Source organism: Haloflavibacter putidus (genome assembly GCF_006546625.1).
Lineage (GTDB): Bacteria > Bacteroidota > Bacteroidia > Flavobacteriales > Flavobacteriaceae > Mesonia > Mesonia putida.
In genome coordinates this window covers 95,665-109,639 of sequence record NZ_VIAR01000002.1, presented here as the reverse complement: position 1 = coordinate 109,639, position 13,975 = coordinate 95,665, and the positions used below count along the sequence as shown (strand labels likewise).

The window sequence follows — 13,975 nt, the reverse complement described above, 5'->3', positions numbered from 1 at the left end:
CTATTTATACAAATAATTCTGCAAAATTATAGTGGCGCTAATCTCGTCTATCAATTCTTTGTTACGGCGTTTTTTCTTTTTTATACCGCTGTTTATCATGGTTTCCATCGCCATTTTAGAGGTGTAACGTTCATCTGCTCTTTCTATAGGCATTTGCGGAAATTTCTCTTTAAACTCTTTTAGAAATTCTTGTATGGCTTCTTCGCTTTGCGATGGCGAACCGTCTTTTTGCGTTGGTTCTCCCACCACCATTGTTTCTACTTTTTCTTTGGCAAAATAATCTTTTAAAAAAGTAAGCAAATCGGGGGTTTTTACCGTGGTTAGTCCGGAAGCGATAATTTGTAGTTCGTCGGTTACGGCAATGCCGGTACGTTTTGTACCAAAATCTAAAGCTAAAATTCGTGCCATCTATTTTTTTTGCAAAGATAAGACTTCTCCAGCGCTTTTTTGTAGTATTTGCGCATAAGCCCTTATATTTACCCCAAAATTGAAATTATGGAAAAACTAAAAGAAACTATTTTAAAAGCTTGGGACAACCGCGAACTTTTAAAAGAACAAGATACAATAAAAGCCATTAGAGAAGTTATCAATCAAATAGATGCCGGGAAATTACGTTGTGCGCAACCTACTAATTCCGGAGATTGGCAAGTAAACGAATGGGTTAAAAAAGCCGTGGTTTTATATTTTCCCATCCAAAAAATGGAAACGATGGAAGCCAGTATTTTTGAGTACCACGACAAAATGCCACTTAAAACCGGCTATAAAGAAAAAGGCATTCGCGTGGTGCCAAGCGCTGTTGCCAGACACGGCGCCTATATTTCCAGCGGTGTGATTATGATGCCAAGTTATGTAAACATTGGCGCGTATGTTGACGAAGGTACTATGGTAGATACTTGGGCAACGGTTGGCAGTTGCGCGCAAATTGGCAAAAACGTTCATCTTTCTGGCGGCGTTGGCATTGGCGGCGTTTTAGAACCCTTGCAGGCAGCTCCCGTAATTATAGAAGATAACGCGTTTTTAGGTTCGCGCAGTATTGTGGTAGAAGGCGTAAAAGTAGAAAAAGAAGCAGTTTTAGGCGCCAATGTCGTACTTACCGCTTCTACAAAAATTATAGACGTTACCGGCAACGAGCCTAAAGAAAGCAAAGGTCTTGTGCCAGCGCGATCGGTAGTAATTCCCGGAAGTTATACCAAAAAGTTCCCTGCCGGGGAATACCAAGTTCCGTGTGCATTGATTATTGGAAAACGCAAAGAAAGTACCAACAAAAAAACATCTTTAAACGATGCTCTACGCACTTACGACGTGGCGGTTTAAATTGTGATTAAAAAGTTGCTCTGAACTTATAAATTTGGAGCAACTTTTTTTACTTTAACTTGCTAAATGTACTAAAACTAAACCAAGAATATCGCAATGACCAAATTATCTAAAAATAGCAGCAATTCTTCTTTACGGAAGGATTTGAACGGAAAGAAATTTTTGGTCATTCAGCAAAAAATGATTGGCGATGTGCTTACCTCTTCTATGTTATGCGAAGCCATAAAAAAAGAATTTCCAACCGCAGAAGTACATTATTTGGTAAACCAGCATACATTACCGGTTTTAGAAAATAATCCGTTTATCGATAAAAAAGTGGTCATCACTACCCAAATTGAGAAATCTGTAAAACGGTTTTATAAATTCTTGTTGGGCATTAAAAATGAAAACTACGATGTAGTTATCGATGTTTACGGAAAAATTGGCAGCACGTTAATAAGTTATTACAGCGGTGCAAAAATTAAAATTGCCTACCATAAAAAGCATACCAGTGTTTTTTATTCGCACACCATAGAGCGTTTAGCCACACCAGAAAATCAAGCAAGTTTGGCAATAGAAAATAGGTTAAGCTTGTTGAAACCTTTAGGTATAAATTTTCAAAATCTAGAGCCAAAAATTTATTTGAGCACGTCTGAAAAAGAAAACGCTAAACAATTTTTAGAAGAATCCGGTTTAAATCTATCTCAGCCTATTGTTATGATTAGCGTTTTGGGAAGCGGTCCGCAAAAAACCTATCCGCCAAACTATATGGCAAAACTCTTAGATTATTTGGTAAACCACTGGCAAGAAGTGCAAGTATTGTTTAATTATATACCTAAACAACGCGAAGAAGCTTTAGCAATTTATTCCGCTACGACGGAAAAAACCCAGAAACATATTTATTTTGAGGTTTTTGGTAAAAGTTTACGGCAATTTTTAGCAATTACGCATTTTTGCAAAGCGGTAATCGGTAACGAAGGCGGGGCAAACAATATGGCAAAAGCTTTGGGTATTCCTACTTTTTCTATTTTTGCACCTTATCTTAATAAGCAAAATTGGTTCGGGAAAATTGAGGAAGATAAACACCTTGCAAAACATTTATCAGAATTTATTTCCTTTACGGAAGAAGACCTAAGCAAAAGCAAAAGGAATCCGGAAGCTTATTACCAGGCTTTTAAACCGGAATTTTTAAAAAAAGATTTGCACCGCTTTATAGAAAAAATAAAAGATGAAGTATAAATTTTTAATATATATCTCCTACAGTTACGCCGTACCAATTGGCGAACCTTTGGAAAAAGAAATTTTGCGTCAAGGCCATAGCGTAAAATGGTTTAGCGAGCTGGAAGACGGTAAAAGTGCTTTATCGCATAAAGAAAATGTGTTAACTATAAAACAAGCGGTTGCCTACCAACCCGATATAGTTTTAACCGCCACAGACGACGTAGCCGACTTTCTAACCGGAATAAAAGTGCAAATTTTCCACGGATTTTTCGCACAAAAACGACCAGGAAAAAATAACACGTTTTACCATTTTAGAATTCGGGATTTTTTTGACTTATATTGTACGCAAGGTCCAAATACCACCCGGGTTTTTAAAGAAAAGGCACAACAATACGGTTTTTTTAGGGTAGAAGAAACCGGCTGGAGCAAAGTAGATCCTCTATTTCCTTTAGAAGAGAAAACACTCACTAGCATTCCTACAGTAATGATTGCCTCTACTTTTAGTCAGAAATTAAGTTTAGCTTATAGGCAAGATGTTTTTGATGTAGTTAAAAATTTATCTGCCTCGGGAGATTATAAATTTAAGATGGTTTTGCATCCCAAACTTCCCACGGAAATTAAAGAGAAATGGAAAAACCTAAGCGGCGATAATTTTACTTATTATAACACTACAGATTTAATTCCGCTCTTTAAGCAAGCAGATTTTATGTTTGCAGATACTACTTCTGCCATTCAAGAATTTATTTTACAGAAAAAACCGATAGTAACGTTTAGACACACCATAGAACACGATTATTTGCTTAATGTTACCGAAGCAAAAAACATTTCTGAAGCTTTTAAAAAAGCCGCCAATCCTTCTGAAAAATTGTTGCAAAACATAGAAAATTTTATTGCAGAATTGCATCCGTATTACGACGGAAAATCCAGCGCGCGCGTTATAAATGCAAGTATTAATTTTCTAAACTCTGATAAATCGGATTTAAAATCCAAACCTTTTAATTTTTTACGTAAATATAAAGTTAGAAAACGTTTAGATTATTTTCCGTTAAAAACCTATAACAAAGCTTATCAAATAGAAAAATCGAAAAAATAAATTAGATTAGATATTTGCTTGAAAGATTGTTTTATTAAATACAGTTGGAGTCCAGCTAGGGACGTCTCGACTGCGCTCGACGTGACATTGGGATGCTTTCTGGTTTATTTGCGAAACTAAACAAGTATGCCAAAAGAGGTTATAAAGACTTAATTCCATAAGCCGTGGTAACACATCTCTGCTTTTTGGTATTTTTTCTAATAGCTTGGTTTTTTTGCAAACTTTCTTCGTTTTTATACGGCCGTTCGTGAAATAAATGCAGACAAATTAAACTGTAACGCGCTTGTATAAATTGGTAACCGGCATTTTGTAAACGCTCGCCAATTTCGCGGTCTTCGCCGCCATATTGCATACGCTCGTCAAAACCGTTTACTTCTAATATGGCAGATTTTTCTCCGGAAACATTCATCCCGTCAAAAGTGGCTTTGGTTGGTGTAAACTGGTTTAGCAGTTTTTCTTTTAAACCTTTAGCGGTAAGTTTATTTACCTTAAACGATTTCTTTACGCCATTATTTAAAAGCCACTTCGCATCAAAACAAATTTGATTTTCTATATGTTTTTTTTCGATTAAATCGGAAGTTGCACGCGGTAATTTAAAATAACCGCCGGAGAGAAAACAACCTTCTTTGCTTAAAGCCAAGTGTTTTTCTACAAAATCTTTCCGCGCCAAGCAATCGCCATCGGTAAATATTAAATAATTGCTTTGGGTTTTTACAATGGCTTTGTTTAAGATAGTGGTTTTTCTAAAACCTTTGTCTGCCTGCCAAACATGAGAAATACTAAGATTGCTTTCCTTTTTAAAATTAGTTATAAGTTCTTTAGTTTCATTGGTAGAGCCATCATCGGCAATAATTATTTCAAAGTTTTTTTCTGTTTGGAAGGTATAACTCCATAAAACTTTTTGCAACCATTTGGGTTGGTTGTACGTACTTATAATTACCGATGCTTTAAACCTGCTCATTCCAGCAAAAATAGTATTTTTACGAATATTTTGAAGCGAAAATGAAAAAAGTATCTGCCGTAATAATAACCTATAACGAAGCCCGAAATATAGAAGCTTGTTTGGCTTCTTTAACCCCGGTAGCAGACGAAATTGTGGTGGTAGACTCCTACTCTACAGACGCCACGCCAGAAATCTGTAAAAGCTTTTCCGTAAAGTTTATAGAGCAAAAGTTTTTAGGCTATGTAGAACAGAAAAACTTTGCTTTGCAGCAAGCTTCGTACGATTATGTAATCTCGTTAGACGGCGACGAAAGCCTTTCTAAAAAATTGCAAGAAAGCATTATAGAAATAAAGAAAAACTGGCAAAAAGACGGTTATTACTGTAAACGCTTTAATAATTTTTGTGGACAATGGATAAAACATTCCGATTGGTATCCGAATAAAAAATTGCGGGTTTTTGACCGTAGAAAAGCAACTTGGGCAGGTATAAATCCGCACGATCATATAGAATTGGAAAAGGCTGCCAAAGCCGGAGATTTACAAGGGGATATTTTACATTATACCTACCAAAGCTATTCGGAATTTAACCAAAAAACCGAATATTTTTCTACCATTGCTGCTAAGGCTTATTACAAACTGGGCAAAAAAGCCCCATGGTATAAAAGTGTTATAAATCCGTCTTGGGCTTTTTTTAAAGCTTACTTTTTACGTTTAGGATTTTTAGACGGCTACAACGGTTTTGTTATTTGCGTGCAAACCGCCAATATTACCTTTCTAAAATATAGCAAGTTGCGGGAGTTGTGGAAAAGTAAAACCTAGCAATTTATTTTTTCCAAAACTTTATTTTCTTTTTTAAACGTCTTTTTCGGTGGTATTTTTCTTGAAAAGCTTCGGTTTCTTGCCACATTAAATCGAATACTTTTTGGTACGGCTCATTGATACATTTGGCATACTCGTGGCTCATAATTTCTACCATTTTTTTATGAATGGTCAACCGGGAGAAATTTTTAATGCGTTCTTCAAAGCTTAAGTTTTTAAACTGCATACGGTTTAAATCTACCAAGTAAAAAGAATAAGCATTTTGCTCCTTTTTTATTAAGGTATTACCAGGAGAATGGTCTAAAAACAAGACTTGGTTTTCGTGTAATTTGTAGGTAAAACGCGTAAAAGCACGTAAGATTTCTTCGTAGTTTGGAATGTCAAAATCTTTTGTCAAATCGCGATAAGTGTAGTCTGCTTCCAAATGTTCGCAGATATAAAAACTTTTTTTAAACAGAAATGCGCTAGGATATTCTATATACGCAATAGGTTGCGGCGTACCAATATTGCGTTCTTGCAAAATGTTGGCATACTCAAAAGAGCGTTGGGCTTTGCTTTTTCTAAAATGTTTGTACGCGACTTGATTAATGAGGTTTGGCACTTTAAAAGCCTTAACGTTAATACGAATATCGTTAGAAAGTAAGAAGGTTTTTAGCGTATTTCGTTCGCCGCCGGAAATTAGGTTTCCTTTTTTTGTAAAGTTATTCAGAATTTGTTTTACCTCTTTTTCGTAAGCGGTAAACTTTTCGTGAAAAACGCTTATTTCCTTCATATAGATTAGTCTTTATTCTGGCTAACAAAAGTATAAATTTAAACTGTATATTTGCATCCCAAAATAGCTTATTGCCTATATGCGCAAGCAAACCGTATACATTTTACATAAAAATGGCGCCAACAGTCACTATATTGGCTTGCGTTATTTGTTAGAAAAGCAACATATAGTTTTAAAATATCGGGAGTTTTCGGTATTCGGGAAAATGTTTAAATCTGCAAAAAAAGCCGACTGGAAAAGTTTTAAAAAGCAATGGGTTAATTTGTTTTTCCTGCTGTTTTTGCTTTTCCGTAAAGATAAAAAAGTAGTTTTAGGTATCGCGCCTTTCGACAAAAAGCTAAAGCGATTACTGCCGGTTTTAAAAAACCATCAAATTTATTATCACACGTCTTGGACTTGCTGGGACAAAAGCTTTCATCCCAAAAAAAATAAAAGTGAAAAAATTTTTAAGGTTTGGAAAGACTTTTTAGAAGAAAAAACCAACCATATTTTTTGCGTTTCAAAAACCAGCAAGCAATCTTTATTGGAAAACTATAAGATTCCGTCACAGAAAATAAGCACGGTATTTCATAGTGTGAACCCTTTATTTTTTAAGAAATCTGCACAGTCTAAAATTCCGAAAAGTTTTATTTATATAGGTAGAATGCTTCCTGAAAAAGGTATTGAAGAGTTAATAGGTTTTTTCGCTGCAGCGGAAAACAAAGCTCTGCAATTAAGTTTAATTGGTAGCGGTAAATTAGAAAATTTGGCAGAAGAAGCTGCAAAAAACAATGCGAATATTTCTTTTACAAGCCATATTGCAGACAAAGATAAATTGGTAGAACTGCTTGGCAAACACGAATTTTTACTTTTAAATTCTAAAAAAACCAGGAAGTGGGAAGAACTTTTTGGTATGGTACTTATAGAAGCAATGGCGCAAGGCGTTATACCAATTGCGGCAAAGCACTCTGGCCCCAAAGAGATAATTACAGAAAAAACCGGTATTCTGTTTACGGAAGGAAAAGTAGAAGAAGCCATTTTAAAAGCGCTAGAACTGCCGGAAGTAACCTATAAGGACTTAGAAAAAAACGGCAAAGAAGAAGCCAAAAACTTTTCAGTTAAAAAAATTGCTTTAAATTGGCAATCCATTTTAGATTAAAATGATAGACGTTTCCTGCATTATAATAAACTACAATACCGCCAATTTTACCATTGCGGCCACCAAGTCTATTCTGCAAATGCACGACACTAGCAGATCTTTAGAGATTGTGGTAGTAGACAATGCCTCTAAAAAAGGAGAATTTGCGTTATTAAAAAATGCCTTTAAAGAAGAAAAGCAAGTAAAACTGGTACGCAGTAAAATAAATACCGGTTTTGGAGGCGGCAATATGTTGGGGGTAAACCACGCCGCAAAAGCAAAATATTATGCTTTTATAAACAACGACACCTTACAAATTTCTAAAAATTGCTTGTGGCAATTGCAGGATTTTATGCAAACGCAAAAAGACGCTGCTATCTGCTCTCCGCAAATGCTGGATGAAGATAAAAATTTTATGGTGAGCATAGATCATTTTTCCAGTTTAGGAAGAGAGATTTTACGCCGACCTTTGTTAGAGAAATTATTTCCAAAAACCTATTTAAACCGAAAAATACGCTATAAAAAACCAACCAAAGTACATTATGTACAAGGTGCTTTTATGTTTTGTGATTCCAAAACTTTTAATCGAGCCGGAGGTTTTGACACTAATCTATTTTTATATTATGAAGAATCTGATCTAAGCAGACGTATTTTAAAAACTTTTAAAAAGCACACGTATTTAGTGCCACATTTAGAATACATTCATTATAAAAGTAAAAGCACCCAAAAGAATATTAGTATAAAAATAGAGCAAAAAATCTCTTTGCTTTATTACATTAGAAAACATTATGGTTTTTGGCAACATAAAATTTTGCTTGCTTACTATCTTATTCGGTATTTTTTTAGTTCTATTGTAAAACCAAAATATTGGCAATTATTTGGTATCTTTTTAATTGGCGCCCCACTTAGTAAATCTTTAAAAATGCAACAGCAAGTACATGAAGAAGTTTAAAAATAAAATAGCGCAATTTCTTCGCTTATTTTCTTCTATGCCTAAAGATTATAAGAAAACACCTATTTTTATCAATAATTATAATCGTTTAGAAACCTTGCAACAGCTTTTAAATAGTTTAGAAACCCGAGGCTATACCAATTTGCATATTTTAGACAACCAATCTACCTACCCGCCATTAGTGGAGTTTTATAAAAAAACCGACTATCACGTACATTTTCTGAAAAAAAATTATGGTTCAAAAGCTTTATGGAAAAGCGGACTTTGGTTCAAGTATATGCATTCTTATTTTGTTTACACAGACTCTGATGTAGTGCCGGTAGAAGAATGTCCGGCAGATTTTTTAAACTATTTTTACAGTCTGCTTAAAAAACATCCGCAAGTACATAAAGTTGGGTTTTCTTTAAAGTTAGACGACCTTCCCGACACTTTTAAAAATAAAGAAAAAGTAATTGAATGGGAAAAAAATTATTACAATAAAACCTTAGAAAAGAATGTTTATTTAGCACCAATAGACACTACTTTTGCTTTATACCGGCCTTTTTCTAAAGCCGGCAAAAGAAGTGGCGCAACTCCTATTGTTCGCACAGGTTTTCCTTATCAAGCAAGACATTTGCCTTGGTATGTAGATAGTGATAATTTGAGCGAAGAAGAAAAATATTATCAAAAATCTATACAAACCAGAACCCACTGGACTCGTCAACATTAAAAATTATGAAAGAAACCATACAACAAGCTATACATATTCTTAAAAAAGGCGGACTCCTACTCTACCCAACCGATACGGTTTGGGGCATTGGCTGCGACGCCACCAATGCAGAAGCAGTAGATAAAATTTATGCTTTAAAACAGCGCCAAGAAGAAAAAGCAATGATTTGCCTGGTATCCGATTTTAAGATGCTTAACCAATATGTAGAAGAAGTACCGGAAGTTGCTTACGATATTTTAAAATATGCCGCCAAACCTACTACTATCGTTTACGATAACCCAATTAGAGTAGCAGAAAATGTGGTAGGCAAAGACAACACTTTAGGTATTCGGGTTTGTAAAGGTAAATTTTGCAATCAGCTTATCCGTAAGTTTAAAAAACCTATTGTTTCTACCTCCGCCAATTTTAGCGGTAAATCAACACCAAAAACTTTTCAGCAAATAGATCCTAAAATTATTGAAGCTGTAGATTATGTGGTAGAAGATAAAAAGTATAAGCTCGGCAAACCATCAACGGTTATTAAATTAAGCCTTGACGGAAAAGTTTCGGTAATAAGAAAGTAGTGTTTTAAGAATAATCAAAAAATTCCTTAAACATAAAATTCTTATCAGTCTCGCATTTACAATTAGAAAAACGGAAAAAAACGATATAAAACTATTCGTTAATCCTTTAAGAATACTACTGCAAAAATTTACTTAAAATAAATAAGCATGCTATTTTTGCAACCAGAAAAACAAAGCTTGTTATTACAAAAAACAAGTTTAAAAAAAGGATTTCTACACTGTGCAAAACTATCAAGAAGCTTTATCCCATTCCATTTTTGAATACATTGGCCAAGCCGCAGAGAACCTGAATTTAGAAACCTACGTAATTGGTGGTTTTGTACGCGATTATTTTTTAAAGCGTGGCAATCCCAAAGATGTAGATATAGTAGCTGTTGGCAGTGGTATTGCCTTGGCAGAAGAAGTTGCTAGACTTTTACCGCACCAACCAAAAGTACAGATTTTTAAAACTTATGGCACGGCAATGTTGCGTGCTTTTGACATGGAAATAGAATTTGTAGGCGCCAGAAAAGAGTCTTATTCAGAAAATAGCAGGAAGCCTTTTGTAGAAGCCGGCAGTTTGCAAGACGACCAAAACAGGCGAGATTTTACTATAAATGCATTGGCACTTCAGCTAAATAAAGAAAATTTCGGAAAATTATTAGATCCGTTTAACGGCTTAGAACATCTTAAACAGAAGCTTTTAAAAACACCCTTAGATCCTGATATTACCTACTCAGACGATCCTTTACGGATGATGCGCGCCATTCGGTTTGCTACACAATTAAATTTTAAAATAGAAACCGATTCTTTAGAAGCGATTACCCGCAACCACAAACGCATAAAAATAATTTCTAAGGAAAGAATTGTAGACGAATTGCATAAAATTTTATTGGCAGAAAAACCTTCTGTAGGTTTTGCTTTACTGAACAAAACAAAACTACTGCCATTTATTCTACCAGAACTTTCGGCTTTAAAAGGCATAGACGAAAAAGAAGGCCAACGCCACAAAGATAATTTTTGGCATACCTTAGAAGTAGTAGATAATATTGCTCAAAATACAGATAATTTATGGTTGCGTTGGGCGGCATTATTGCACGATATTGGTAAAGCACCAACCAAACGTTTTCATAAAAAAATTGGTTGGACCTTTCACGGACACGAGTTTGTGGGTGCAAAAATGGTTTTTAAGTTGTTTAAACGCCTTAAAATGCCGTTGAATGAAAAAATGAAATTCGTACAAAAATTGGTTTTAATGAGTTCACGACCAATAGTTATTTCAGAAGAAAATGTAACCGACTCGGCCGTACGGAGATTGATTTTTGATGCCGGCAACTATATAGAAGACCTAATGACGCTCTGCGAGGCAGACATAACTACCAAAAATCCTAAACGCTACAAAAAATACCATAATAACTTTAAGATAGTACGTGAAAAAATTAAAGAGGTAGAAGAACGCGACCATATTCGTAATTTTCAACCCCCAATTTCTGGAGATGAGATTATGAAAACTTTCGGCTTAAAGCCATCGCGCGAAATAGGTATTATAAAAAGCGCGATTAAAGAAGCTATTTTAGAAGGAGAAATACCAAACGAATACGAGGCGGCTAAAAAATTTATGTTAGCTCAAGGCCAAAAAATGGGATTAACCGCTGTGGCCTAAAAAGAGCGGTTATAATAAGGCTATGAAACAAAGAAAAAAAGACAATAAAAAAGTAATTTACTGGTTGCTTACCGGTTGTTTTTTGTTATTTATTATGGTAATTGTTGGCGGCATTACCCGTCTCACAGACTCCGGTTTGTCTATGTCTAATTATAAATTAATTACCGGTACCATCCCGCCCCTTACCGATGCAGAATGGCAAGAAGCTTTTGATTTGTATAAACAATTTCCGGAGTTTAACGCCTATAACACGCATTTTGAATTAGAAGATTTTAAAGCTATTTATTTCTGGGAATGGTTTCACCGTGTGTTGGGACGTTTAATCGGTTTGGTGTTTATCCTTCCGTTTTTATATTTTTTAATAACCAAACAACTCAGTAAACCTACTATAAAAAAATCTTTGGTTTTACTAGCTTTAGGCGCTTTTCAGGGCTTTTTGGGTTGGTACATGGTAAAAAGCGGCTTGGTAGATATGCCAGATGTTAGTCATTACAGATTGGCAGCGCATTTAACTACAGCTTTTCTAACCTTTGCTGCAACTTTATGGGTGGCGTTAGATTTAATTTTTCCGAAAAGAAAACCTGCACTCAAACCGGTAAAAAACTGGTTGGTGATTGGAGTAATTATTTTATTAATACAAATTATTTATGGCGGTTTTGTAGCGGGTTTAAAAGCTGGTTTATTACATAACCACTGGCCAATGATGAACGAAGGTATGTTTATGCACGACACGGTTTATCTTTTAGAACCACTTTATAAAAATTTCTTAGAAAACCCTAGCGGTATTCAATTTATACACCGCACGCTCGCTTATTTGGTAGTAATTGCCGTGGCAATTATATGGCATAAAGCCCGAAAATTCGCGTTAAGCAAAGCACAGAAATATGCTGTTAACGCGTTGGTACTTTTGGTTATTTTACAATTTAGCCTTGGCGTATTTACTATTCTTTACAAAGTGCCTTTAAGTTTGGGTATTGCACACCAGATTGGTGCATTTTTTATGATTTCGGCAATGACATTTGCCTTGCATCGTTTTAGTAAATAAGTTTAAAAAACTACCTTTGCACGCGCAAAAAATAATATTATGGTTTACAGATTTCGGATTGTATTAGACACCTTAGACGAAGTTTTTAGGGATATTGAAATAGAAGATACAGCTACTTTAGAAGACTTGCATAATGCAACAACACAGGCTTTTGGTTTTGATGGTACTGAAATGGCTTCGTTTTACCTTAGCGATGAAGATTGGAACCAAGGCGAAGAAATTGTTCTTTTTGATATGAATGAAGGTGCAAATCCTGTAAGAATGATGAACGAAACTGCGCTAGATACTGTAGTTTCAGAAAGTCAAACCAAACTTATCTACGTATATGACTTTTTTGATATGTGGACATTCTATGTAGAATTGGCCGATATTGCCGAGCCAAAAGACGGTCGCGATTATCCAAACTTGATGTACTCGCACGGACATTTACCGGACAGTCCGCCAGAGAAAAAATTTGAAGCCGAAAAATTAGACGATTTTGAAGATGACTTTAAGGAAGACTTTGACGATAATATAGATTTTGACAGTCTGGATGATTTTGATCAAAATTGGAATTAAACTTTACGGAATAAACCCGGCAGACAAACAATTTTAAGATTAAAAAAGTTTTATTAAAAGCAGAAAATCTACTTTAAAGCTTAAGTTTGCTTTACGGAATAGATTATTAGAACTTGCGGTCTAAACATCTTCAATTCTTAACCCTTAACACAATTACAAATAATGATCAACTTATATGCTGCCCAAATAGAATCGCTTTCCATTCACCGTGTTGGTAATAAAAACCGTGGGGAAGAAATGTTTTTATCAGAAGAGCCTTACGCGGTAAACGACGAATTGCATGCGTTGTTAAAAGAGTATTTCTTAAAACCTTTTCGTTCAAAAGAAGAAAACTTTTATCAGTTTGTGCACGAGTCAGATTTAGAATTTCACGAATTGTATAATGCCATCAATACCATTTTTGATAATCCGGACAGCGCACACGAAACTTCCAAAAAGATCGCTCAGCATTTATTTGATCAAGCCAAGCATCCGCACATAAAAAGTGGCGAATTATACGTTGTATATTGGGAAAATGTTATGCTCAACAACGAGCGTATGGATGCTGTTGGCATATTTAAATCAGAATTAAAGCATGATTTTTTACAGTTTGATGCGCAAGGGCCAAATTTAGAAGCCGTTTTGCAACAAGGGGTTAATTTAAACAAATTAGACAAAGGCGCACTTATTTTTAATAGCAGCAAAGAAGAAGGTTACAAAATACTTTCGGTAGATTCTAACAGATACGATACCAAATACTGGCTAGAGCAATTTTTGGGCGTAGATGTTTTTGCCGATGAAAATTTCAACACAAAAAGCTATTTAAAATTTTGTCAGAATTTTGCCAAAGACGTGGTTTTACCAGCCGAAGATAAACAACAGGAAGTAATGTTTATGAACCGAGCGGTAAATCATTTTGCTAAAAACGACGAGTTTGAAGAAAGCAAATTTTTAAACGAAGTAGTAGAAAATCCCGAGCTTATACCGGAATTCCAACATTATAAAACCGAAAAAGCACCAAAATACAAAATTGAAGACCTCACGCAGTTTCCAGTTTCCAATACGGCTGTAAGTGCAGCGCGTAAAAAGATAAAAAGCGTGATTAACTTAGATACCAACGTACAAATAAAATTAGATTTTGTAAATCCGGAAAGCGCCGAAAAATTTATTGAAAAAGGTTGGGACGAAGAAAGACAGATGTATTATTACTTGGTGTATTTTAATAAAGAAGAGAAAAAGAAAAAGTAAAAATAGATAAAACAGTTTAATA

Annotated in this window: 15 protein-coding genes; 12 read left to right on the top strand and 3 right to left on the bottom strand. The window is 35.0% G+C overall.

What is annotated here, in order from left to right; translation table 11 throughout:
• Complete coding sequence (gene ruvX / locus FKR84_RS02610; RefSeq protein WP_141420635.1) at nt 1-408, bottom strand: Holliday junction resolvase RuvX; 408 nt, start codon at nt 406-408, stop codon at nt 1-3.
• Between the two features lie 87 nt (nt 409-495).
• Here ruvX and FKR84_RS02605 point away from each other — a divergent pair, with 87 nt between their 5' ends.
• From FKR84_RS02605 to FKR84_RS02595, 3 genes are all read left to right on the top strand, one after another.
• Nucleotides 496-1,314 (top strand): 2,3,4,5-tetrahydropyridine-2,6-dicarboxylate N-succinyltransferase, encoded by an 819-nt coding sequence (locus FKR84_RS02605; protein ID WP_141420634.1) that lies wholly within the window; start codon nt 496-498, stop codon nt 1,312-1,314.
• 96 nt (nt 1,315-1,410) lie between these two features.
• Complete coding sequence (locus FKR84_RS02600) at nt 1,411-2,532, top strand: glycosyltransferase family 9 protein (RefSeq protein WP_141420633.1); 1,122 nt, start codon at nt 1,411-1,413, stop codon at nt 2,530-2,532.
• Nucleotides 2,522-3,607, top strand: coding sequence for a UDP-N-acetylglucosamine 2-epimerase (locus FKR84_RS02595; protein ID WP_141420632.1), 1,086 nt, complete (start codon nt 2,522-2,524; stop codon nt 3,605-3,607). Before FKR84_RS02600 ends, FKR84_RS02595 begins: the two co-directional genes overlap by 11 nt.
• A 139-nt stretch (nt 3,608-3,746) precedes the next feature.
• On the opposite strand, the gene FKR84_RS02590 is transcribed toward FKR84_RS02595, so the two are convergent.
• The gene (locus FKR84_RS02590; RefSeq protein ID WP_141420631.1) at nt 3,747-4,568 is read right to left on the bottom strand and encodes a glycosyltransferase family 2 protein; all 822 of its coding nucleotides are present in this window, start codon (nt 4,566-4,568) and stop codon (nt 3,747-3,749) included.
• Between the two features lie 41 nt (nt 4,569-4,609).
• On the opposite strand from FKR84_RS02590, the gene FKR84_RS02585 reads away from it, so the two are divergent.
• Nucleotides 4,610-5,368: a glycosyltransferase family 2 protein gene (locus tag FKR84_RS02585; protein ID WP_141420630.1), complete on the top strand. Its 759-nt coding sequence runs from the start codon at nt 4,610-4,612 to the stop codon at nt 5,366-5,368.
• Nucleotides 5,369-5,372: 4 nt separating this feature from the next.
• Here FKR84_RS02585 and FKR84_RS02580 read toward each other — a convergent pair whose 3' ends face one another.
• The gene (locus FKR84_RS02580; protein WP_141420629.1) at nt 5,373-6,140 is read right to left on the bottom strand and encodes a lipopolysaccharide kinase InaA family protein; all 768 of its coding nucleotides are present in this window, start codon (nt 6,138-6,140) and stop codon (nt 5,373-5,375) included.
• A 79-nt stretch (nt 6,141-6,219) separates the two neighbouring features.
• Between FKR84_RS02580 and FKR84_RS02575 the strand changes: the two genes are divergently transcribed.
• The 8 genes from FKR84_RS02575 to FKR84_RS02540 all read left to right on the top strand — a co-directional run bounded on the left by FKR84_RS02575 (nt 6,220) and on the right by FKR84_RS02540 (nt 13,953).
• Nucleotides 6,220-7,278 carry a glycosyltransferase family 4 protein gene (locus tag FKR84_RS02575; RefSeq protein WP_141420628.1) on the top strand — a complete coding sequence of 353 codons (1,059 nt, stop codon included), beginning with the start codon at nt 6,220-6,222 and terminating at the stop codon, nt 7,276-7,278.
• A gap of 1 nt (nt 7,279) precedes the next feature.
• Complete coding sequence (locus tag FKR84_RS02570; protein WP_141420627.1) at nt 7,280-8,209, top strand: glycosyltransferase family 2 protein; 930 nt, start codon at nt 7,280-7,282, stop codon at nt 8,207-8,209.
• A complete protein-coding gene (locus FKR84_RS02565; protein ID WP_233357644.1) occupies nt 8,196-8,918 on the top strand; it encodes a glycosyltransferase family A protein in 723 nt (240 codons plus the stop codon). Before FKR84_RS02570 ends, FKR84_RS02565 begins: the two co-directional genes overlap by 14 nt.
• A gap of 5 nt (nt 8,919-8,923) precedes the next feature.
• Nucleotides 8,924-9,481, top strand: a complete 558-nt coding sequence (locus tag FKR84_RS02560) for an L-threonylcarbamoyladenylate synthase (RefSeq protein ID WP_141420626.1) — start codon at nt 8,924-8,926, stop codon at nt 9,479-9,481.
• A gap of 220 nt (nt 9,482-9,701) precedes the next feature.
• A complete protein-coding gene (locus FKR84_RS02555) occupies nt 9,702-11,123 on the top strand; it encodes a CCA tRNA nucleotidyltransferase (RefSeq protein ID WP_141420625.1) in 1,422 nt (473 codons plus the stop codon).
• A gap of 22 nt (nt 11,124-11,145) precedes the next feature.
• Nucleotides 11,146-12,168 carry a COX15/CtaA family protein gene (locus FKR84_RS02550; RefSeq protein WP_141420624.1) on the top strand — a complete coding sequence of 341 codons (1,023 nt, stop codon included), beginning with the start codon at nt 11,146-11,148 and terminating at the stop codon, nt 12,166-12,168.
• Between the two features lie 39 nt (nt 12,169-12,207).
• Nucleotides 12,208-12,726, top strand: coding sequence for a plasmid pRiA4b ORF-3 family protein (locus tag FKR84_RS02545; RefSeq protein WP_141420623.1), 519 nt, complete (start codon nt 12,208-12,210; stop codon nt 12,724-12,726).
• A gap of 162 nt (nt 12,727-12,888) precedes the next feature.
• A complete protein-coding gene (locus FKR84_RS02540; RefSeq protein WP_141420622.1) occupies nt 12,889-13,953 on the top strand; it encodes a nucleoid-associated protein in 1,065 nt (354 codons plus the stop codon).
• Nucleotides 13,954-13,975 lie beyond the last annotated feature (22 nt).

Coding starts and splice junctions, on each gene's coding strand:
- FKR84_RS02545 (WP_141420623.1), top strand. CDS start 12,208: ATGGTTTACAGATTTCGGATTGTATTAGACACCTTAGACGAAGTTTTT.
- FKR84_RS02605 (WP_141420634.1), top strand. CDS start 496: ATGGAAAAACTAAAAGAAACTATTTTAAAAGCTTGGGACAACCGCGAA.
- FKR84_RS02595 (WP_141420632.1), top strand. CDS start 2,522: ATGAAGTATAAATTTTTAATATATATCTCCTACAGTTACGCCGTACCA.
- FKR84_RS02575 (WP_141420628.1), top strand. CDS start 6,220: ATGCGCAAGCAAACCGTATACATTTTACATAAAAATGGCGCCAACAGT.
- FKR84_RS02580 (WP_141420629.1), bottom strand. CDS start 6,140: ATGAAGGAAATAAGCGTTTTTCACGAAAAGTTTACCGCTTACGAAAAA.
- ruvX (WP_141420635.1), bottom strand. CDS start 408: ATGGCACGAATTTTAGCTTTAGATTTTGGTACAAAACGTACCGGCATT.
- FKR84_RS02540 (WP_141420622.1), top strand. CDS start 12,889: ATGATCAACTTATATGCTGCCCAAATAGAATCGCTTTCCATTCACCGT.
- FKR84_RS02550 (WP_141420624.1), top strand. CDS start 11,146: ATGAAACAAAGAAAAAAAGACAATAAAAAAGTAATTTACTGGTTGCTT.
- FKR84_RS02590 (WP_141420631.1), bottom strand. CDS start 4,568: ATGAGCAGGTTTAAAGCATCGGTAATTATAAGTACGTACAACCAACCC.
- FKR84_RS02600 (WP_141420633.1), top strand. CDS start 1,411: ATGACCAAATTATCTAAAAATAGCAGCAATTCTTCTTTACGGAAGGAT.
- FKR84_RS02565 (WP_233357644.1), top strand. CDS start 8,196: ATGAAGAAGTTTAAAAATAAAATAGCGCAATTTCTTCGCTTATTTTCT.
- FKR84_RS02560 (WP_141420626.1), top strand. CDS start 8,924: ATGAAAGAAACCATACAACAAGCTATACATATTCTTAAAAAAGGCGGA.
- FKR84_RS02570 (WP_141420627.1), top strand. CDS start 7,280: ATGATAGACGTTTCCTGCATTATAATAAACTACAATACCGCCAATTTT.
- FKR84_RS02585 (WP_141420630.1), top strand. CDS start 4,610: ATGAAAAAAGTATCTGCCGTAATAATAACCTATAACGAAGCCCGAAAT.